This is a genomic window from Mesorhizobium sp. M0715 (genome assembly GCF_040320355.1).
Lineage (GTDB): Bacteria > Pseudomonadota > Alphaproteobacteria > Rhizobiales > Rhizobiaceae > Mesorhizobium.
This window is the reverse complement of record NZ_JAMYPL010000005.1, coordinates 50,038-67,397: the sequence shown is the minus strand read 5'-3', so window position 1 is coordinate 67,397 and position 17,360 is coordinate 50,038. Positions and strand designations below refer to the sequence as shown.

Annotated in this window: 20 protein-coding genes; 8 read left to right on the top strand and 12 right to left on the bottom strand. The window is 63.1% G+C overall.

Annotated elements, in window-relative coordinates; genetic code table 11:
* Nucleotides 1–306 precede the first annotated feature (306 nt).
* The 4 genes from NKI21_RS08015 to NKI21_RS08000 all read right to left on the bottom strand — a co-directional run bounded on the left by NKI21_RS08015 (nucleotide 307) and on the right by NKI21_RS08000 (nucleotide 5,352).
* Complete coding sequence (locus NKI21_RS08015; RefSeq protein ID WP_128304034.1) at nucleotides 307–1,323, bottom strand: ABC transporter permease; 1,017 nt, start codon at nucleotides 1,321–1,323, stop codon at nucleotides 307–309.
* The gene (locus tag NKI21_RS08010) at nucleotides 1,320–2,849 is read right to left on the bottom strand and encodes a sugar ABC transporter ATP-binding protein (RefSeq protein WP_352865198.1); all 1,530 of its coding nucleotides are present in this window, start codon (nucleotides 2,847–2,849) and stop codon (nucleotides 1,320–1,322) included. Before NKI21_RS08010 ends, NKI21_RS08015 begins: the two co-directional genes overlap by 4 nt.
* Nucleotides 2,850–2,921: 72 nt before the next feature.
* Nucleotides 2,922–4,178 carry an LVIVD repeat-containing protein gene (locus NKI21_RS08005; protein WP_206638041.1) on the bottom strand — a complete coding sequence of 419 codons (1,257 nt, stop codon included), beginning with the start codon at nucleotides 4,176–4,178 and terminating at the stop codon, nucleotides 2,922–2,924.
* Nucleotides 4,179–4,311: 133 nt separating this feature from the next.
* Nucleotides 4,312–5,352, bottom strand: coding sequence for a substrate-binding domain-containing protein (locus NKI21_RS08000; RefSeq protein WP_023812144.1), 1,041 nt, complete (start codon nucleotides 5,350–5,352; stop codon nucleotides 4,312–4,314).
* A 229-nt stretch (nucleotides 5,353–5,581) separates the two neighbouring features.
* On the opposite strand from NKI21_RS08000, the gene NKI21_RS07995 reads away from it, so the two are divergent.
* Entirely contained in the window at nucleotides 5,582–6,340 is a 759-nt protein-coding gene (locus NKI21_RS07995; protein WP_352609650.1) for a rhomboid family intramembrane serine protease, read from the top strand.
* Between the two features lie 87 nt (nucleotides 6,341–6,427).
* Complete coding sequence (locus NKI21_RS07990) at nucleotides 6,428–6,859, top strand: CBS domain-containing protein (RefSeq protein WP_023812142.1); 432 nt, start codon at nucleotides 6,428–6,430, stop codon at nucleotides 6,857–6,859.
* Between the two features lie 48 nt (nucleotides 6,860–6,907).
* On the opposite strand, the gene NKI21_RS07985 is transcribed toward NKI21_RS07990, so the two are convergent.
* Nucleotides 6,908–7,165: a YjhX family toxin gene (locus NKI21_RS07985; protein ID WP_292645720.1), complete on the bottom strand. Its 258-nt coding sequence runs from the start codon at nucleotides 7,163–7,165 to the stop codon at nucleotides 6,908–6,910.
* 280 nt (nucleotides 7,166–7,445) lie between these two features.
* Here NKI21_RS07985 and gatB point away from each other — a divergent pair, with 280 nt between their 5' ends.
* The 3 genes from gatB (at nucleotide 7,446) to NKI21_RS07970 (ending at nucleotide 9,863) form a co-directional block, all read left to right on the top strand.
* A complete protein-coding gene (gatB, locus tag NKI21_RS07980; protein ID WP_128304038.1) occupies nucleotides 7,446–8,945 on the top strand; it encodes an Asp-tRNA(Asn)/Glu-tRNA(Gln) amidotransferase subunit GatB in 1,500 nt (499 codons plus the stop codon).
* Between the two features lie 4 nt (nucleotides 8,946–8,949).
* On the top strand, nucleotides 8,950–9,438 hold the full coding sequence (locus tag NKI21_RS07975) for a GNAT family N-acetyltransferase (RefSeq protein WP_128304039.1): 489 nt from the start codon (nucleotides 8,950–8,952) through the stop codon (nucleotides 9,436–9,438).
* A gap of 80 nt (nucleotides 9,439–9,518) precedes the next feature.
* Nucleotides 9,519–9,863, top strand: coding sequence for a VanZ family protein (locus tag NKI21_RS07970; protein ID WP_023812139.1), 345 nt, complete (start codon nucleotides 9,519–9,521; stop codon nucleotides 9,861–9,863).
* A 78-nt stretch (nucleotides 9,864–9,941) separates the two neighbouring features.
* Here NKI21_RS07970 and panC read toward each other — a convergent pair whose 3' ends face one another.
* Together panC and panB are read right to left on the bottom strand one after the other, a co-directional pair.
* Nucleotides 9,942–10,793, bottom strand: coding sequence for a pantoate--beta-alanine ligase (gene panC / locus NKI21_RS07965; RefSeq protein ID WP_352629434.1), 852 nt, complete (start codon nucleotides 10,791–10,793; stop codon nucleotides 9,942–9,944).
* Nucleotides 10,790–11,632: a 3-methyl-2-oxobutanoate hydroxymethyltransferase gene (gene panB, locus NKI21_RS07960; RefSeq protein ID WP_352629436.1), complete on the bottom strand. Its 843-nt coding sequence runs from the start codon at nucleotides 11,630–11,632 to the stop codon at nucleotides 10,790–10,792. Before panB ends, panC begins: the two co-directional genes overlap by 4 nt.
* A gap of 229 nt (nucleotides 11,633–11,861) precedes the next feature.
* Here panB and NKI21_RS07955 point away from each other — a divergent pair, with 229 nt between their 5' ends.
* From NKI21_RS07955 to NKI21_RS07945, 3 genes are all read left to right on the top strand, one after another.
* A complete protein-coding gene (locus NKI21_RS07955) occupies nucleotides 11,862–12,260 on the top strand; it encodes an NADH:ubiquinone oxidoreductase subunit NDUFA12 (RefSeq protein WP_013531353.1) in 399 nt (132 codons plus the stop codon).
* Nucleotides 12,261–12,383: 123 nt separating this feature from the next.
* On the top strand, nucleotides 12,384–12,977 hold the full coding sequence (locus NKI21_RS07950) for a DUF2155 domain-containing protein (RefSeq protein WP_023812136.1): 594 nt from the start codon (nucleotides 12,384–12,386) through the stop codon (nucleotides 12,975–12,977).
* Between the two features lie 75 nt (nucleotides 12,978–13,052).
* Nucleotides 13,053–13,439 carry a hypothetical protein gene (locus NKI21_RS07945; RefSeq protein ID WP_023812135.1) on the top strand — a complete coding sequence of 129 codons (387 nt, stop codon included), beginning with the start codon at nucleotides 13,053–13,055 and terminating at the stop codon, nucleotides 13,437–13,439.
* A 28-nt stretch (nucleotides 13,440–13,467) separates the two neighbouring features.
* Here NKI21_RS07945 and aat read toward each other — a convergent pair whose 3' ends face one another.
* The 5 genes from aat to NKI21_RS07920 form a co-directional block, all read right to left on the bottom strand.
* A complete protein-coding gene (aat, locus tag NKI21_RS07940) occupies nucleotides 13,468–14,085 on the bottom strand; it encodes a leucyl/phenylalanyl-tRNA--protein transferase (RefSeq protein ID WP_023812134.1) in 618 nt (205 codons plus the stop codon).
* 12 nt (nucleotides 14,086–14,097) lie between these two features.
* The gene (accC, locus tag NKI21_RS07935) at nucleotides 14,098–15,441 is read right to left on the bottom strand and encodes an acetyl-CoA carboxylase biotin carboxylase subunit (RefSeq protein ID WP_023812133.1); all 1,344 of its coding nucleotides are present in this window, start codon (nucleotides 15,439–15,441) and stop codon (nucleotides 14,098–14,100) included.
* Between the two features lie 10 nt (nucleotides 15,442–15,451).
* On the bottom strand, nucleotides 15,452–15,910 hold the full coding sequence (accB, locus tag NKI21_RS07930) for an acetyl-CoA carboxylase biotin carboxyl carrier protein (RefSeq protein WP_023812132.1): 459 nt from the start codon (nucleotides 15,908–15,910) through the stop codon (nucleotides 15,452–15,454).
* A gap of 26 nt (nucleotides 15,911–15,936) precedes the next feature.
* Nucleotides 15,937–16,371: a type II 3-dehydroquinate dehydratase gene (gene aroQ / locus NKI21_RS07925; RefSeq protein WP_013531359.1), complete on the bottom strand. Its 435-nt coding sequence runs from the start codon at nucleotides 16,369–16,371 to the stop codon at nucleotides 15,937–15,939.
* A gap of 148 nt (nucleotides 16,372–16,519) precedes the next feature.
* Nucleotides 16,520–17,323, bottom strand: a complete 804-nt coding sequence (locus tag NKI21_RS07920) for a DsbA family protein (protein WP_352760332.1) — start codon at nucleotides 17,321–17,323, stop codon at nucleotides 16,520–16,522.
* Between the last annotated feature and the right edge of the window lie 37 nt (nucleotides 17,324–17,360).

Here is a 17,360-nt window from a genome sequence, read left to right as displayed (position 1 = left end):
AACAAGTGGTTTACGTTGCGTCGAAGCGAGCCCCGTGGCACACAAAAACCACTCCAGAAGCGGTCGTTTCGCGACGATCGGCAGCACTTCAGTCAGAGTTTTAGGGGAGCAGGGGGCTCGACCAGCCGTTCAGGGGAAACCTTGAACGGCTTCTTTTTTGATTCGCGCTAGGCGATTCGGGGTTAACGGCGGGCGTGTATTTCTACCTGCCGACAAGTGCAGGCAACCATCCCGGCGGTCGCTAAGGCGGCATCGTCCGATCGCTATGCGACGAAAAATCTGCGTTCCGTGGTCGGCTGGTGTGAACTATCGCTTCTTCCCCAGGCCGAAGGTCAGCGCCAGAGCGCCAACCAACACGACACCCTTGACGAAGTCCTGCGTGTAGTAGGGCGCGTTCAGCATGGTGAGGCCGTTCAGGAGGACGCCGACGAAAATTGCGCCGGCCACCGTGCCGATCACATGCGGGCGACGCTTGTCGAGCACGGCATAGCCGATCAGCGAGGCCGCCACCGCATCGAGCAGGAGCGAGTTGCCGGCCGAGACGTCGCCGCGGCCGACACGCGAAGCGACGATCAGCCCTCCCAACGAAGCAAGCGTGCCGGACAGGATATAGGCCCAGAGTCGATATGCCTTGGTCGGCGCGCCGGATAGATGCGCGGCCGTTTCGTTGCCGCCGATCGCATAGAAGACGCGTCCCCAGCGCGTACGCTCCATCAGGAACCAGGCGAGGATGGCGACCACCGCCATGACCACGACAGACAGGGGTACGGTGTCGAAGAGCCGTGACCGGCCGAGGATCAGGAAAGCCGGATCGTAAGCACCGGGAACGGACGAGCCGTCGGGCAGCACCATGCCGGCGGTGATGGAGCGGCCGCCGGTCGGGATCAGCTGCAGGCCGGCGAGCAGGAACATTGTCGCCAGCGTGGCGAGAAGATCGGGGACGCCGATGCGGACAATCAGCAGTCCGTTCAGGAGGCCTATGAAGGCGCCCATCAGCAAGACCAGACCCATGGTCTGGGCCGCATCCAGCTGCCATACGACCATGGCATAGCTTGCCGCCATCACCGACGAGGCGGCGATGCTGCCCACCGAGAGATCGAAGCCGTCGGCCGACATCGTGATCGAGACCCCGACGCCGAGGATCGCCACAACCGAAACCGCCTGCAGGATGGAGAACAGGTTGGCCGAGCGGATGAAGGCGGGCTGCGCGTACCAGAAGCCGATCACCATCAGTGCCAGCAGCACGAACAGCGCGTAACGGCGCGTTTCGCGGAAAAGCGATGTGCGCGGGGCGGCCTGCTGGACCGTCGTCGGGTTCGTCATCGATGCTCTCCGGCCTTTTCGCTCTCGACCTTGCCGATCTGGTCGGTCAGCGGGCCATGGCCGTCGCCGGCCTCGTGAAGGGAGTGATCGCGCATGACGAGGATGCGGTCGGCAACCTCCAGCGCCTCTTCGGTGTCGCTGGTCGCGATCAGCGTGGCGGAACCGCTTTGGCTGTTGCGGATTGCGGCGATCAGGTCGGCACGCGCCCCGACGTCGACACCCTGGAAGGGCTCGTCGAGCAGCAGCAGCCGGCAAGGTGCCGCCTGCCAGCGGGCGAGCACGACCTTCTGCTGGTTGCCGCCGGAAAGCTCGTCGAGCGTGTCATCGGGGCCGCGCGCCTTGATGCCGAGCCGGGCGATCGCCTCGGCGGCAACCTTGCGCTCGCGCGCGACCCGCAGCAGGCCGTCCGGAAACCAGCGCCGCAGATGCGGCAGGGCGATAGTACCGGCAATCGAGGCGCCGGGGACCTCGGGCGGCAGCAGCGACGATGCCCAGCGGTCCTCGGCGACCATGAAGACGCCGTTTTCGATCGATCGCGCCGGCCCGTTGGAAAGCCATGGTTTTCCATCGAGCACGAAGCTGCCTTGCGCCAGCGTTTCCAGACCAAAAAGCGCGCGCAACAGCCGGCTCTTGCCAGAGCCAAGCGTGCCGGTCAGCGCGACGACCTCGCCGGAGCGCAGATCGAGATCGAAAGGCCTCGCACCGGGAATCAGTTGCGCACCCTTGATGGAGGCGATGATTGGGGCCGCCGAAATCTTGCCGTCATGGGTGGCGGCTTCCAGCGTCCGCCCGATCATGGCCGCAACGGCGGCCGGGAAATCGATCGGTTTGGCAAAGGCGCCGACGATGCGACCGCCGCGCATGACCACGGCGCGGTCGGCGATGGCGGCAAGGTCGCCCAGCCTGTGCGAGATGTAGAGGATTGCCATGCCGCCCGCGCGCAGCCGCCGGATGATGGCGAAAAGCCGGTCCGCTTCCGTGGCCGAGAGGCTGGATGTCGGCTCGTCGAGGATTAGAACGGAGGCCTTGGCCGCGACGGCGCGGGCGATGGCGATCAATTGCCGCTCCGCCGGCCGCAGGTCGATGAAGTCGCGGTCGAGCGGCAGGTCGAGATCGATCAGCGCCGCGATGGCGCGCGCACGCCTGCGGATCGACCGGGCCGAGACGAAGAAGCGCTCGCCCGGCTGGCAAAGTTCATCGAGCAGAAGATTCTCCGCGACCGTCAGTCCGGCAGCCCCCGCCTGATCCGTCGCCTGATGGACGGTCGCGATGCCGGCGGCCTTGGCGGCGCTGGGCGAGGCGAGGGCGACGATCCCGCCGCCCAGGGTGATCGTTCCGGCGTCGGGTACATGCGAGCCTGAAAGGATTTTCACCAGAGTCGATTTGCCGGCGCCATTGGCGCCCATCAGCCCCACGACCTCCCCGGCTGCCACGGTAAGATCGGCTCCAGCGAGCGCGCGCGTCGGGCCAAAGGATTTTTCGATCCCGGCGACAGCGACGGCAATGGGGGCGGCGGTGAGGGACAATTGGTTCAGCCGGTTACAGGTTGAGCGGGAACTGGGAAAGGCAAGCAAGCCAACGGGGCACGGTCGTAATTGTCAGCCGCCATATTCCATGATCGCCAGTCCGGCATTGTAATCCGGCGAATAGACGATGCCGTTGGCGTCGACGAATACGTCGGTCGACTGGATCACTTGCGGCCGATTCGGACGTTTGTCGACCATGCGGCTGGGAGCCGGCGGCACCAGCGCCCCGGTCTCCTTTGGGCGATAGGGATCGGAGATGTCGAAAACGCGCACGCCGGCATTCTGGTAGGTTGCAAAGATCAGGGTGTCTGACACAAAGCTGCCCGGCCGGTTCTCGTGCAGATTGTGCGGACCGAAATGTCCGCCCTTGGCGGTGTAATCGGTCTCGTCCGGGGTCGGCAGGGTCGAGATCGAAATCGGGTTCGCCGGATCGCGTATGTCGAAGATCCAGGTGAGCTTGCGCCCATCCTCCTCATGGTCGAGCACGGCCTCGTCGGCGACAACGAGCAAGCCGCGTTTGAGCAGCGGCAGCGCCGAATGGGTGCCGCCACCATAGGGCGGCGACCAGTTCCTGTGGCTGATCAGCCTCGGCAGGGCAGGGTCGGCGACATCGAGGACGGTCAACCCGCCGTCGCGCCAGCAGGCATAGGCGGTATCACCCTCGACGACCGCATGATGCAACGCATAGCGGCGGCCGTCGGGCCAGCCGGGTGTCTCGCCGCCGGCAAGATGCATTCCTGGAATCCACCAGCGACCGGCCTCGACTGGCCGTGCCGGGTCCTGAAGGTCGACCGTCAGCAGGATGTAGTCGCTGTAGCCGTCGAGAAGCGCCGATACGTAGGCGTAGCGCCCGCCGACGTACCAGATGCGGTGGATGCCGATGCCGTCGACCGGGAAGAAGCCGATCTGGCGAGGCTGCGTCGGCTTCGAGATGTCATAGACGGCCATGCCGGCCGACCAGGTCCGCGCCGCGCCCGAACCGGACGCGGTGCCGATCGTCTCGCCGATCGACTGGGTGTAGTAGACCTTCTCGTCGAACGCGAAAGCGGCGTCGGCGAACAGATCGCGTGCATGGACGACCAACAGCAGATCCTCATGCGTCTGCAGATGGATCGTCCAGGTATTCGGCGGCGCGGGCACGAACACCGTCCCGCCCGGATTCTTGGGATCCCGTACATCGATGATGGAAAAGCCTTGTGACCAGGGATGCGCGACATAGGCGAAGCCGCGATGCACCATCACCTGCAATCCGTCCGGCCGCCCGCCTTGGTCGGAATGACCGATCAGGCGCATGTTCCTGGAATAGTCGGGGGTGGGGACAGAAACCATAATTGTCTTTCAAAAGGTCGGTCCGGCGCACTTTGCCTGTCGCAGCGGGTGGTGTGGCGGAGGCAGGCGCAATCATCCCCCAGCAGGCCGGGGATGATTGTTTGGATCGCTGATTTTGTGAAGGCGCAGAAGCTCAATTCGTCGCCGGGATCCACGGTGCCTTTGCGGCATCGCTGTCCTTGAAGGCCGGGAATTTTGCCTGCAGATCTTCGATCGTCTTGATGTTGTTGTCGACGAGGTCCTTTCTGGTGACGAGCGTCGGCTGGATCAGCACCGAATGGCCGGGATTCTGTCCGGCGATCAGCTGGGCCAGCGCGCGCACCGAAGCCTCGCCGACGACGGCCGGGTTGGTTGCCGCCGTCGCCACCCACGGGCTGTTCGGCTCGAGGATGGCCTGGATGTCCGAGGTCGAGATATCGACACCGTAGATCTTCACCTTGTCTGCCACGCCAAGCTCGTCGATGGCGAGCTTCACGCCACGGGCGAACTCGTCCCATGGGGCGAAGACGACCGAAAGCGTCGGGTTGGCGGTGAGCACGGCCTTGGTCTGGTCGGCGACCGAAGCGGCAACGGTGTCGTTGACCACGCCCCAGGTGGCGACTTCCTTGATGCCTGGGTACTTCTTGCCGAAATCCTTCCACACCGCATAACGACGGTCGAGCGGTGCGAAGCCGGCGACATAGAGGACGCCGCCGTCGAATTTCTCGCCTTGGTCCTTGACCGCCTGGTCGAGCACGAGGCGCGCCATGTCGGCATCGGACTGCTCGACCTGCGGGATCTTGGGGTTGTCGAGGTTGGTGTCGTAGGCCACCACTGGAATGCCGGCGTCAAGCGCTGCCTGTGCGACGTCCTTGATGGCTTCGGGCTGGCCGTTGTTGATGATGATGCCTTGCACGCCGAGATTGATCGCCTGCTGGATCAACTGCCGCTCGGTGTTGATGTCGTTGCGCGCCTGCGAGATGTTGGCCTCGATGCCGAGCGCATCGGCCTGGCGCTTCACGCCGGCCTCGAATGCCTGGAGCCAGTCACCGGAGCCGAGGAAGCTGACGACGGCGATCTTGACGCCGCCCTTATCGAAGGGTGCCGGCGCGCCGGATATGCCCTGCGCCGAAGCAGCGGTGGCGAGACCGGCTATGCCGGCGGCTGCCGCCAGCGAAAGAATATGCTTGATCATGTGGAGACCCCTTTGAAATTGGCCGCATTCTAGGGAGGAGGCCCATCGCTTCCGAGAACGCTCATTGCGAGTTTTTCAAATCCCGGAGCATTTCCACTTCGCTTCCTTTCGGTTTCGTAGCAAATGAAGACGATGCGGTGCCGGGCGTTCGCTGTTGAGAAAACAGAATTGTTCCAACCCGGACATCCTTGCTCTAAAGGACGCGCAGGAATTCCTGGACCAGATGCGCATGAACGAACCGGTAAACCCTTCGGACACGGAACAGATGGACGACGCGCAGCGACGACGGCGCGAGCCGGTGTTCAACCTGCCACCCGTCGTGTTGGCGGTGATCGGCATCTGCGTCGTCGTCTACCTGTTGCAGCAATATGTGTTGAGCGAATCCCAGCAGATGACATTGCTGTATGACGGGGCCTTCATCCCCGTTCTCTACACCGGGCAATACGGCTTCGACTGGTTCCTGTTTTCGCGGCCGTTCACCTATGCTTTCCTGCACGGCGGTTTCGCGCATCTGGCCATCAACATGGTGTGGCTCGCCGCGTTTGGTTCACCATTGGCAAACCGCCTGGGAACGCTGTGGTTCGCGCTGTTTTTTGCCGCAACCGGGTTGGCTTCGGTCGCGCTTTTCTGGGCGATCCATCCTTATGGTGAGGCGCCGCTGGTCGGGGCTTCCGGTGCGATATCAGGCATGATGGGGGCTGCGGCGCGTTTCGGCTTCCGCACCGACCGTTCGGCCGGCAAGGCCGCCTTCGCCGGCCCTGTGCTGCCGATCGCATTCGTATTGCGCTTGCGCGGTGTCGTGATCTTCCTCGCCATGTGGATGGTCATCAATCTCGCCACCGGCCTGCTCGGGTTTGCCCCAGGGGTAGATGGTCAGATCGCCTGGGAGGCCCATATTGGCGGCTTTTTCGCGGGCTTCTTCGGCTTGCGTTGGTTCGACAGGCGATGGCAGGCGCCTGAATGGGAGACGACCGACCACCGCACTTGAAATGCAACCGATCACGGCGCACGATGTTCACTCTTACGTGAAGGCCGGTCAGGGCAGGAACCGGCAGGCAAAGCAGAGGAGGACGCCATGACGGTGAAGGCAATTCTCGAGAGAAAAGGCCATGACGTGTTGACGCTCGGGCCGAACGAAAAGCTTAGCGAAGCCATCCGCATCCTGGCAGAGCACAAGATCGGTGCGCTGGTCATCACCAATGGCGATCGCAAGATCGTCGGCATCCTGTCAGAGCGCGACATCGTCCGGGTTGTCGCCCGCGAAGGTGGAGCCGCGCTGGATATCGCCGTGCGCTCGGCAATGACGCCGAAGGTGAAGATCTGCAACGAGAACCACACCGTCAACGAGGTGATGGAGATCATGACCCGAGGCCGCTTCCGCCATCTGCCGGTGGAGAAGGACGGCATGCTCGATGGCATCGTGTCCATCGGCGACGTGGTCAAGCGCCGCATCGAGGATGTCGAGCGCGAGGCCGACGAGATCAGGGCCTATATCGCCACCGCCTGAGCGGCGAGGCGAACCGCCGGCCTGAGAACCGACCGGCGGAGCCGTGGTTTACCTGTTGTCGAGTTCGGAGCGGACGAGTGCGAGCCCGCGCCGGGTGATGCGGTAAGGGCCGCCTCCCGACGAAGAAACCGCCTTCTTACGCTTCAGTTTTCGAAACAGATCGAGATCGACGCCCGGATAATGCCAGCCGTCGCGGGTCAGGCATTTGACGGAGGCGATCCGCTTTTTCTCGTTCTTTTCGATTTCAATGCGTCCACCCTGCGCGAGCAGGTGCAGGATGCGCTGTTCTATGCGCGAAATGTCCATGTGAGAGTTTTCCGGGAAAACAAAAAATGCCGCCGCCGCGAAGCTTCGCGGCACGGGGTTTCGGTTTTCTGCCCTGCCTCGCCAGGAGGTCAGGGCCTTACCGGGACTGAGCGTAAGTGGACATCCACTCTCCATTGGAATGAGCGTCCTATAGGCGAACGCGGCTGAAAAGGCCAGTCCGTGGCTTTGCGCTTGTCTCTTTTGGCGGTTTGCACTAGCGAAGCTGCAAATCAGAATGTGCATTAATGCACCTTCCCATCATTCCAGTTCGCAGGCCGCCATGTCCCTTATCGACACCCGTACTCCTGACGCAAAACGCCTGATCCCCGGCGCAACCGGCGACTGGGAGATCATCATCGGCCTCGAGGTCCATGCGCAGGTCACTTCGGAAGCAAAGCTGTTTTCGGGCGCCTCGACGGCCTTCGGCGCGCCGCCTAACGCCAATGTCAGCCTGGTCGATGCGGCGATGCCGGGCATGCTGCCGGTCATCAACGAGGAATGCGTCAAGCAGGCGATCCGTACCGGCCTGGGGCTGAAGGCGCAGATCAACCACAAGTCGGTCTTCGATCGGAAGAACTACTTTTATCCCGACCTGCCGCAGGGCTACCAGATCTCGCAGTTCAAGCAGCCGATCGTCGGCGAGGGCACGGTCATCGTTTCGGTCGGCCCGGACCGCCAGGGCGAATTCGAGGACATCGAGGTCGGCATCGAGCGGCTGCATCTGGAGCAGGATGCCGGCAAGTCGATGCACGACCAGCATGCGACCATGTCCTATGTCGATCTCAACCGCTCCGGCGTGGCGCTGATGGAGATCGTCTCCAAGCCGGACATGCGCTCGGCCGACGAAGCCAAGGCTTATGTCACCAAGCTGCGCACCATTGTACGCTATCTCGGCACCTGCGACGGCAACATGGACGAAGGTTCGATGCGCGCCGACGTCAACGTTTCGGTGCGCAAGCCGGGCGGCGAGTTCGGCACGCGGTGCGAGATCAAGAACGTCAACTCGATCCGCTTCATCGGCCAGGCCATCGACTACGAGGCGCGCAGGCAGATCGCCATCCTCGAGGATGGCGGCAAGATCGATCAGGAGACGCGGCTGTTCGACGCCGTCAAGGGCGAGACGCGCTCGATGCGCTCCAAGGAAGAGGCGCATGATTACCGCTACTTCCCCGATCCCGACCTTTTGCCGCTGGAATTCGACCAGGCCTATGTCGATGCGCTGGCCAAGGAATTGCCGGAACTGCCGGACGACAAGAAGGCGCGGCTGATCGCGTCGCTCGGCCTGTCCGTCTATGACGCCTCGATTCTGGTTTCGGAAAAGCCGATCGCCGACTATTTCGAAAAGGTGGCCGCCGGCCGCGACGGCAAGCTTGCCGCCAATTGGGTCATCAACGATCTGCTCGGGCAATTGAACAAGGCCGGAAAAGACATTGAAAACGCTCCGGTTTCGCCCGAGCAGCTCGGTGCGGTCATCGATCTGATCAGGGATGGCACCATCTCCGGCAAGATCGCCAAGGACCTGTTCGAGATCGTCTGGAATGAGGGCGGCGACCCGCGCCAACTGGTCGAGAGCCGTGGCATGAAGCAGGTCACCGACACCGGCGCCATCGAGAAGGCCGTCGACGACGTTATCGCCGCCAACCCTGACAAGGTCGAACAGGCGCGCGCCAAGCCGAGCATGGCCGGCTGGTTCGTCGGCCAGGTAATGAAGGCGACCGGCGGCAAGGCCAACCCGCAAGCCGTCAACGACCTCGTCAAGGCCAAGCTGGGCATCGAGTAGCGCCGTGTTCGTCCGCACCGCAGGTGAACGCGACCTTGCCGCTGTGCGGACGCTGCTGGTGGAAACGTGGCATGCGACCTATGACGCCATTTATGGCGCTGCAAAAGTCGCCGAGATCACCGACGAATGGCACTCGATCGCTTCGCTCCGCTCGCGGCTGACGCGGCCCAACTCGGAATTCCTGGTGGCCGATGACGGCAAGCGGATCGGCGGCATGGCTTTCGCCGCCGCCACCGCCGATGCGAAAATCATCCTGTTGAACCAGCTCTACGTCCATCCGGACTGTCAGCGGCGGGGGATCGGGCAAGCACTGCTCGACGAGGTCGAAGCCAGTTTCCCGGAAGCGCGAACGCTGCGCGTCGAGGTCGAGGAAGCCAATGCCGGTGCCATCGCCTTCTATCGGTCGAAAGGGTTCTTGCCTGTCAGTGCCGCGGAAGAGTCCCGTGATACCTCAAGGCCGACGACGCTGAGTTTCGAGAAACCGCTGGGATAGACCACCGGGATGAATAGAGCGATCAAGCCATGCGTCCTCGCGGCGTTTGCTGTGCCGGCTCACGACGGATATGCAAGGGCATGACCAAACTGTCCCGCATTACAGCGCTGGCGCTGCTCGCCATCATCATTTTCGCGACCTTATCGCCGATCCAGATGCGGCCGCACCTCGCTGAAGCGAATGTCGAGCGTGCCTTGGCTTATGTCCTGCTGGGCTTCGCCCTGGCGATCGGCTTTCCCAACCGACTGTATCAGGTCGTGATCTTTGTGGCTGTGACCGCCGGCATGCTGGAACTGCTTCAGCTCATTGATCCCGGTCGCCATGCACGCCTCATCGATGCATTGGTGAAAGCCCTTGCCGGGGTGGTTGGGATCGTGGCGGGACACCTGATCGTCAGGGCCGGCGGACAAAAGAGCGAGAGCTAGGCGCGGCGGCAATCCGCCGGGAGTGCGGGACCATCGACCTTGGTCGCGGCCCGTGTCTATCTGGCCGAAGCCTTCTCGCTAGGCAGCGGGAACCTCCACATTGTCGATCAGCCTCGTCTTGCCGAGCCATGCTGCCGCAAGAAGACGCCCTTCGCGGTTTCGACGCCATGGCGCAAGCGTCAGGCTTTGGCGTGCCTCGACATAGTCGACCTTCTGAAAGCCGGCGGCGATGAGGGCGCGGCTGGCCTCTTCGGTTGCGTCGCTCTGGCCGGCGCCTGCCGCCAGGGCCGCAGCCGTATTGCGCAATATCACGTTGAGCTGGCGGGCGATCTTCAGTTCGGCCTCATCGAGATAGGCGTTGCGTGACGACATGGCGAGACCATGCGCGTCGCGGATCGTCGGTGCGCCGATGATCTCGACAGGCAGGTCGAGGTCGCGGCAGAGCTGCCTCACCACGCAAAGCTGCTGGTAGTCCTTCTCGCCGAAGACCGCACAGTCGGGCGTTGCCTGCAGGAGGAGCTTTGCCACCACGGTGGCGACGCCGTCGAAAAAAGTCGGCCGAAAGTCCGATTCGAGCCCGGCGGAGGGGCCGCCGACCGAGATTTTCGTGGCGAAGCCGGCAGGATACATCTCGCCAACCGTCGGTGTGAAGGCAAGGTCGGCCTTTGCCGCGCCCAGCCGGTCGAGGTCGCGGCCGAGTTGGCGCGGGTACTTGTCGAGGTCTTCGCTCGGCGCGAACTGCGTCGGGTTGACGAAGATCGACACGACGCAGCGCTCGGCTTTTTGGAGCGCGATCCTGACCAGCGAGATGTGTCCGTCATGCAGTGCACCCATGGTCGGCACCATGGCGACACGAAGGCCGTCGCGCCGCCAGTCCCGGATTTGCGCGCGAAGTGCGGCCACGCTGTCGACGACGACGGGTTGGCTCATGCGTCATCCCTGTTCTTTGTCGCCGAAAAGACATGGCCGGGGCCGGGGAATGTCCGGCCCCGCACCTCGGCTGCATAGGTTTCAGCTGCATGCGAGATCACGCTGCGCAGGTCCGCGTATTCCTTGACGAATTTCGGCACGCGATCGACGGTCAGCCCGACCATGTCGTCGATGACCAGGATCTGGCCGTCGCAGTCACCGCTGGCGCCGATGCCGATGGTTGGAATGGCGAGGCGGCGGCTGATATCGGCGGCGACCCTCTCGACCGTGCCTTCGATGACCACCGAGAAAGCGCCGGCGTTCTCGACGGCGAGCGCATCGCGAAGCAATGCCGCAACAGCCTCCTCGGTGCGGCCCTTGATCTTGTAGCCGCCGTCCTTCTCCACCGATTGCGGCTGCAGGCCGATATGTCCCATCACCGGAATGCCGGCGGCGACGATGGCCTCGATCTGGCTGGTCATGTCGAGGCCGCCTTCGAGCTTCACCGCCTGGCAGCCGGTTTCGTCGACGACCCGCCGCGCCGAGGCCACGGCAAGTGCTGCCGAAACCTCATAGCTGCCGGCCGGCAGGTCGACGACGACGCAGGCCCTGGCCGAGCCGCGCATCACGGCCTGCCCATGTGCGATCATCATCTCCAGCGAGGCGCCCAGCGTCGTCTTGTGGCCATGCAGGACCATGGCGACACTGTCGCCGACCAGAAGCAGGTCAACATGGTGATCGAGCAGACGGGCGATGGGATAGGTATAGGCGGTCAGGCAAACGATCGGCGTGCCGCCCTTGCGGTGGCGAATCGCCTCGGCGCTGATGCGAATGTCGGTGGTCGGCAATTCCGTGGCCAATCGTCACCTCCTTTGGCCTCAAGCCGGGCTGGATGCAGGCATGGGCGCGCAGAGCTTTAGAAATACCGTAAAGGCTTGGCAAGCGTGCATGCAGTGACCGGCAGGATCACAGGCTTGTGTCGGGTTTCCGGCAAGCCATTTGCGCGCACGCCGTGGCAAAAGCCTTGCCTTCGGCAAGGCCTGACGCCATAAGCAGGAAAACGGGCGCTGCCGGCGCGAGGGTTTTGAAATGAAGACTTTCCTTACGCAGTTTTTCACCTGGTGGAACAGCCAGACGATTGGAACGCGCCTGCACACCTGGCGGTACGGCAAGAAGGTCGGCCAAGACGAAACCGGCAATTTCTACTACGAAGGCGGCATCGATTCGGAAGGCCGCACGCGCCGCTGGGTCATCTACCGCAATTATTCGGAAGCTTCGGCGATACCGCCCGGCTGGCACGGCTGGATGCACCACCGCGTCGACGTCGCGCCGTCCAGCGAGGACTACAAGCCGCGCGACTGGCAAAAGCCGCATCAGCCCAATCTGACCGGCAGCCCGGCGGCCTATCGCCCGAAGGGCTCGGTGCTGACCAATCAGCATCGTCCGCAGGTTACCGGCGACTACGACGCCTGGACGCCCGGGTCGTAATGGTAGGGTGCAGGCCGGTGCTTTATCGCCACAATTGGTGTTTAGCTGCTTGCTGATCAGAAAACGGCGACTAGCCTTGGCGATCGACAGAATCACCCGGGCGCGAACCACCGGTATCCTTGCATGAGCTTTTTCAACCTGACATCGATGGGCGGTCTGACGCTAGCCGCCGGTCTTGCCGTCAGCACCGCGGCGTTTGCCGCTTCGCCGACCCCCGCCGCCCCCGCGCCGGCGCCAGCCCCGGGATCGGACCGGGTTACCAACGCCGTTGCCGAGTTTGCCGGTATCGACAAGATCACCGGCCGCATCATCACCTTCGATGTCTATATCGACGAGACGGTGCAGTTCGGTGCTTTGCAGGTGACGCCGCGCGTCTGCTATTCGCGGCCACAGACCGAAGAACCGAAGACAGATTCCTTCGTCGAGGTCGACGAGATCACGCTGGACCGCAAGATCCGCCGCATCTTCACCGGCTGGATGTTTGCCGAAAGCCCCGGCCTCAATGCCGTCGAGCATGCCGTCTATGACGTCTGGCTGAAGGCTTGCAAGCAGAAGTCGGATGTGCCGGCGCCCGATGGCGCCAAGGCAGACTCGACCAAAGCCGAGGCGCCCAAGCCCGCCGCGGCCAAACCGAAAGCCGCGACCGCTCCGGACGTGACAGAGCCTGGCGTGACGGAGCCGGACGCTTCGGACCCCGATACGACCGACACCAACTGATCCTCCGGAACCGTCCTTGCCACCATACGTTGGGGCACGGATGAGCGCGCATTTATGCGCAGGGAGGATCTTCCGATGTCAGACAGCAAGCGGATCACGGCCGGCAAGACAGAGTTGCTGGAACTCGAAAAGGGATTCTGGACGGGCGACGCGGCCTACTATGCGGCCAATGCCGACACCGAATGCTTGGTGGCGTTTCCGCAGATGGCACAGGCGATGGACAATGCGGATCTCGCCAAGACCGCAACCAAGCCCAACCGCTGGCGCGACCTGAAAATCGACCTCAAGGGTATTATCGAGCCGGGCAGCGACATCATCATGCTGACCTACGAGGCACATGCGACACGCGAGAACGGCGAACCTTACGCCGCGCTGGTCAGCACCGGCTATGTCCATCGCGTCAACGGCTGGAAGATGATGTTCCATTCGCAGACGCCATTGGAAGCCGCCACTGGGAAGTAGGCTCAATCTTCAGGGATAGAATTGGGCGTCAGGGATAGAATACGGCCTCGCCCTTCAGCGCGTCGGCCAGCATCTTTTCATATTTGCCGCGCGGCACGTCGACGGCGCCGAAGCGCTTGAGGTGCTCGGTGGTGAACTGCGTATCGAGCAGCGCGAATCCGCGTGCCTTCAAGCGCTCCACGAGATAGAAAAGGCAGGTCTTGGAAGCGTCCGTCTCCCTGGCGAACATGCTCTCGCCAAAAAACACCCGGCCGAGCGACACGCCATAGAGGCCACCGACCAGCCGGTCCTCGCGCCACGCCTCGACCGAATGACAATGGCCTATCCGATGCAACTCGACATAGGCTTCGCGGATCGGCGCATTGATCCAGGTCGAGCGCCGTTCCACCCGCTTCTCGGCGCAACCGTCGATCGTGGCTTCGAAATCGAAATCGAAACGGATGTCGAAGGGGTTCTTCTTGATCGTTTTCCTCAGGCTCTTCGGTGCGTGAAAACCATCGAGCGGGATGATGCCGCGAGTCTCCGGCCGCACCCAGAACACCTCCGGGTCGCCGGCACTTTCTGCCATTGGGAAGACGCCCGAGGCGTAGGCCTTGAGCAGCAGGTCGGTGGGGATGCGATAGCCGGGCGCGTAGGGGCGGGTCATCGCGTCTCCGCGCTACTCTTCCTTGGCCAGATATTTTTCCAGCCAGTGGATGTCATAATCGCCATTGGCGATGTCGGCATTGCCGACGAGATCGCGAAACAGCGGCAGCGTCGTCTTGATACCGTCGACGACGAACTCGTCCAGGGCGCGGCGCAGGCGCATCATGCACTCGACGCGATTACGCCCATGCACGATCAGCTTGCCGATCAGGCTGTCGTAATAGGGCGGGATCTTGTAGCCGGAATAGACGCCGGAATCGACGCGGATGCCCAGGCCGCCCGGTGTGTGGAAATGGGTGATCGTGCCGGGCGAGGGGGTGAAGGTGCGCGGGTCCTCGGCGTTGATGCGGCATTCGATGGCGTGGCCGTTGAACTTTATGTCCTCCTGCTTCACCGAGAGGCCGCCGCCGGAGGCGACGCGGATCTGCTCGTGCACGAGATCGATGCCGGTGATCGCTTCGGTCACCGGATGCTCGACCTGCAGGCGCGTGTTCATCTCGATGAAGTAGAACTCGCCATTCTCGTAGAGGAACTCGATCGTGCCGGCGCCGGAATAGCCGAGGTCGGCGATCGCCTTGGCGCAGATGCCGCCGATGCGGGCGCGCTCTTCGGCATTGAGGGCGGGAGAGGGCGCCTCTTCCCAGACCTTCTGGTGGCGGCGCTGCAAGGAACAGTCGCGCTCGCCGAAATGCACGCCGCGGCCAAAGCCGTCACCAAACACCTGGACTTCGATATGGCGCGGCTTTTCCAGATATTTTTCAATATAAACGGCATCGTCGCCGAAGGCGGCACCGGCTTCGGTGCTCGCCGTCTGCAGGGCGATCTCCAGGTCAGCCTCGGTGAGGGCGACCTTCATACCGCGCCCGCCACCGCCGGCCGATGCCTTGATGATCACGGGATAGCCGATCTCGGCGGCAATGCGCCTGGCTTCCTTCTGGTCGGTGACGGCGCCGTCCGAACCGGGCACAACCGGAATGCCGAGGCGCTTGGCGGTTCGCTTGGCCTCGATCTTGTCGCCCATGATGCGGATATGGTCGCCGGACGGACCGATGAAGGTGATGTTGTGCGCGGCCAGTATGTCGGCGAACTTGGCGTTCTCCGACAGGAAGCCGTAGCCCGGATGCACGGCGTCGGCGCCGGTGATTTCGCAGGCCGCAACGATCTGATGGATGTTGAGATAGCTGTCGCGCGATGGCGGCGGACCGATGCAGACGCTCTCGTCCGCGAGCCGCACATGCATGGCGTCGGCATCGGCGGTCGAATGCACCACCACCGTCTGGATGCCGAGTTCCTTGCAGGCGCGCAGCACCCGGAGGGCGATTTCGCCGCGATTGGCGATGAGGATCTTCTGAAACATCAGGCCCGCTCTACTCGATCACGACGAGCGGCATGCCATATTCGACCGGCTGCGAATCCTCGAAAAGGATCGCGGTCACCGTGCCGGCGCGTGGCGAGGGGATCTGGTTCATCGTCTTCATTGCTTCGATGATCAGCAGCGTCTGGCCTTCCTTGACCTTCTGGCCGACTTCGATGAATGCCTTGGCGTCCGGCGACGGCGCCAGGTAGGCCGTGCCGACCATCGGCGAGGTGACTGCGTTCTTGGAAATATCTGCCACAACGGGCAGAGCTACGGAGGCAGCTTGCGCTGCTGCCGGCGCATAGGCCTGCTGCGGCGCTGCGATTGCATGAACAGCCGGCGCCTGCCGCGAGACGCGCACCTTCAGGTCGCCCAGTTCAACCTCGATCTCGGTGAGGTTGGTGTCGTTCAGTATGCCCGCCAGATCGCGAATCAGTTGCTGGTCAACACCGGTCTTCTTTATCGACATTTTCGAGCCTTCTGTTTGTTGGCCGGTCATAGGCGTGCGGCCAGCGCCTGTAGCGCCAGCGTATAGCCGAGCGGCCCAAAGCCACAGATCATGCCGACGGCGACCGGCGCGACCATGGAGACGTGGCGGAATGGTTCCCGCGCATGGATGTTGGAAAGATGAACTTCGGCCACCGGCAACGGTGCGACGGCGCGGATGGCGTCGTGGATGGCAATCGAGGTGTGGCTGTAGGCGCCCGGATTGATGACGATGCCGACAGCCTTGTCGCCGGCTTCCTGAATCCAGTCGACAAGGTCGCCCTCATGGTTCGACTGGCGGAAATCGATCTCGAACCCCAGCGCCGTGCCTGCCTGCTTGCAGTCGTCGGCGATCGCGGCAAGCGTCTTGCCGCCATAGATGCCCGGCTCGCGCTTGCCGAGCGCGTTGAGATTGGGACCGTTCAGGACGAAAACCGTTTTCAAAAAGCCGACCTTTCCCGGCGCCGTCATCAAGCCGGCGCGCTGGGCCCTCTATAATGGGCATAACCGCCCGCGGAAAGAGCGCAAGTGCGTTCTTTCACTGTCCACAACAGGCGGAAATGTGCCCGTGAGAAATAGCTGGCGAGCAAGATCAGAGCGCGGCTTTCGCCGCCTCGATCTTTTCAGCCAGCACTTCCTGCCCGAGCGCCCCGAACACCACCTCGTTGCCGACGACATAGGACGGCGTTCCGGTGATCGCCAGCTTGTTGGCAAGATCGTAGGTCTTGGCGAGGGCCTCGTTGATTGTCGGGTCCTTCATCTTCTCGCGCAGCGCCGCTTCGTCGGCACCGAGCGATAGCGCGACCTTCATGGCCGCCGCCTCGGTGGCGCGCCCCTGGCCACCGAGCAACGCATTGTGGAACTCGCCGTACTTTTCCGGGTGCATCAGGTGGAAGGCCATCGAGACCACGCTCGCCTTCTGCGAATCCGGTCCGAGGATGGGGAATTCCTTGAGCACGAAACGCAGGTCCGGATCGGTCTTGGTCAGCGCCTGCATGTCGTCGATGGCGCGTTTGCAGAAGCCGCAATTGTAGTCGTAGAACTCGACGATGGTGACCTTGCCGTTGGGATTGCCGACGACGCCGTCGAAGGCGGAGTTGAAGATCTGGTCCTTGGCATCCTTGATCACGCCGAGATGAGCGATGCGCTGCTCTTCCTTCTGCTTGGCCTCAAGCGCATCCTGGACCTCCAGGAGGACTTCCGGGTTTTTCAACAAATAGTCGCGGATGATGCCTTCGACCTCGGTGCGGTCGATCTTGGTATCGGCCGCGGCCGTCTCGACCGGCTGCGCGGTACCGGCCTTGGCGATCTGCGGGTTTCCGGCAACGAATCCGAAAGCCAGCATGGCCAGGGCGGCCGCAACCCCCGTGGTGCCCAGCAGCAGTGCCTTTTTCATCGTTCCTGTTCCTTCTACCTGTTTTCCGGTCTGGCTA

Bases quoted from the DNA above. Each gene is read 5' to 3' on its own strand.
- NKI21_RS07995 (WP_352609650.1), top strand. From the start codon at position 5,582: ATGAACGAACCGGTAAACCCTTCGGACACGGAACAGATGGACGACGCG.
- NKI21_RS08000 (WP_023812144.1), bottom strand. From the start codon at position 5,352: ATGATCAAGCATATTCTTTCGCTGGCGGCAGCCGCCGGCATAGCCGGT.
- NKI21_RS08005 (WP_206638041.1), bottom strand. From the start codon at position 4,178: ATGGTTTCTGTCCCCACCCCCGACTATTCCAGGAACATGCGCCTGATC.
- accB (WP_023812132.1), bottom strand. From the start codon at position 15,910: ATGTCGATAAAGAAGACCGGTGTTGACCAGCAACTGATTCGCGATCTG.
- NKI21_RS07920 (WP_352760332.1), bottom strand. From the start codon at position 17,323: ATGAAAAAGGCACTGCTGCTGGGCACCACGGGGGTTGCGGCCGCCCTG.
- aat (WP_023812134.1), bottom strand. From the start codon at position 14,085: ATGACCCGCCCCTACGCGCCCGGCTATCGCATCCCCACCGACCTGCTG.
- NKI21_RS07990 (WP_023812142.1), top strand. From the start codon at position 6,428: ATGACGGTGAAGGCAATTCTCGAGAGAAAAGGCCATGACGTGTTGACG.
- accC (WP_023812133.1), bottom strand. From the start codon at position 15,441: ATGTTTCAGAAGATCCTCATCGCCAATCGCGGCGAAATCGCCCTCCGG.
- NKI21_RS07945 (WP_023812135.1), top strand. From the start codon at position 13,053: ATGTCAGACAGCAAGCGGATCACGGCCGGCAAGACAGAGTTGCTGGAA.
- NKI21_RS07950 (WP_023812136.1), top strand. From the start codon at position 12,384: ATGAGCTTTTTCAACCTGACATCGATGGGCGGTCTGACGCTAGCCGCC.
- panC (WP_352629434.1), bottom strand. From the start codon at position 10,793: ATGAGCCAACCCGTCGTCGTCGACAGCGTGGCCGCACTTCGCGCGCAA.
- NKI21_RS07985 (WP_292645720.1), bottom strand. From the start codon at position 7,165: ATGGACATTTCGCGCATAGAACAGCGCATCCTGCACCTGCTCGCGCAG.
- NKI21_RS07955 (WP_013531353.1), top strand. From the start codon at position 11,862: ATGAAGACTTTCCTTACGCAGTTTTTCACCTGGTGGAACAGCCAGACG.
- gatB (WP_128304038.1), top strand. From the start codon at position 7,446: ATGTCCCTTATCGACACCCGTACTCCTGACGCAAAACGCCTGATCCCC.
- NKI21_RS08015 (WP_128304034.1), bottom strand. From the start codon at position 1,323: ATGACGAACCCGACGACGGTCCAGCAGGCCGCCCCGCGCACATCGCTT.
- NKI21_RS07970 (WP_023812139.1), top strand. From the start codon at position 9,519: ATGACCAAACTGTCCCGCATTACAGCGCTGGCGCTGCTCGCCATCATC.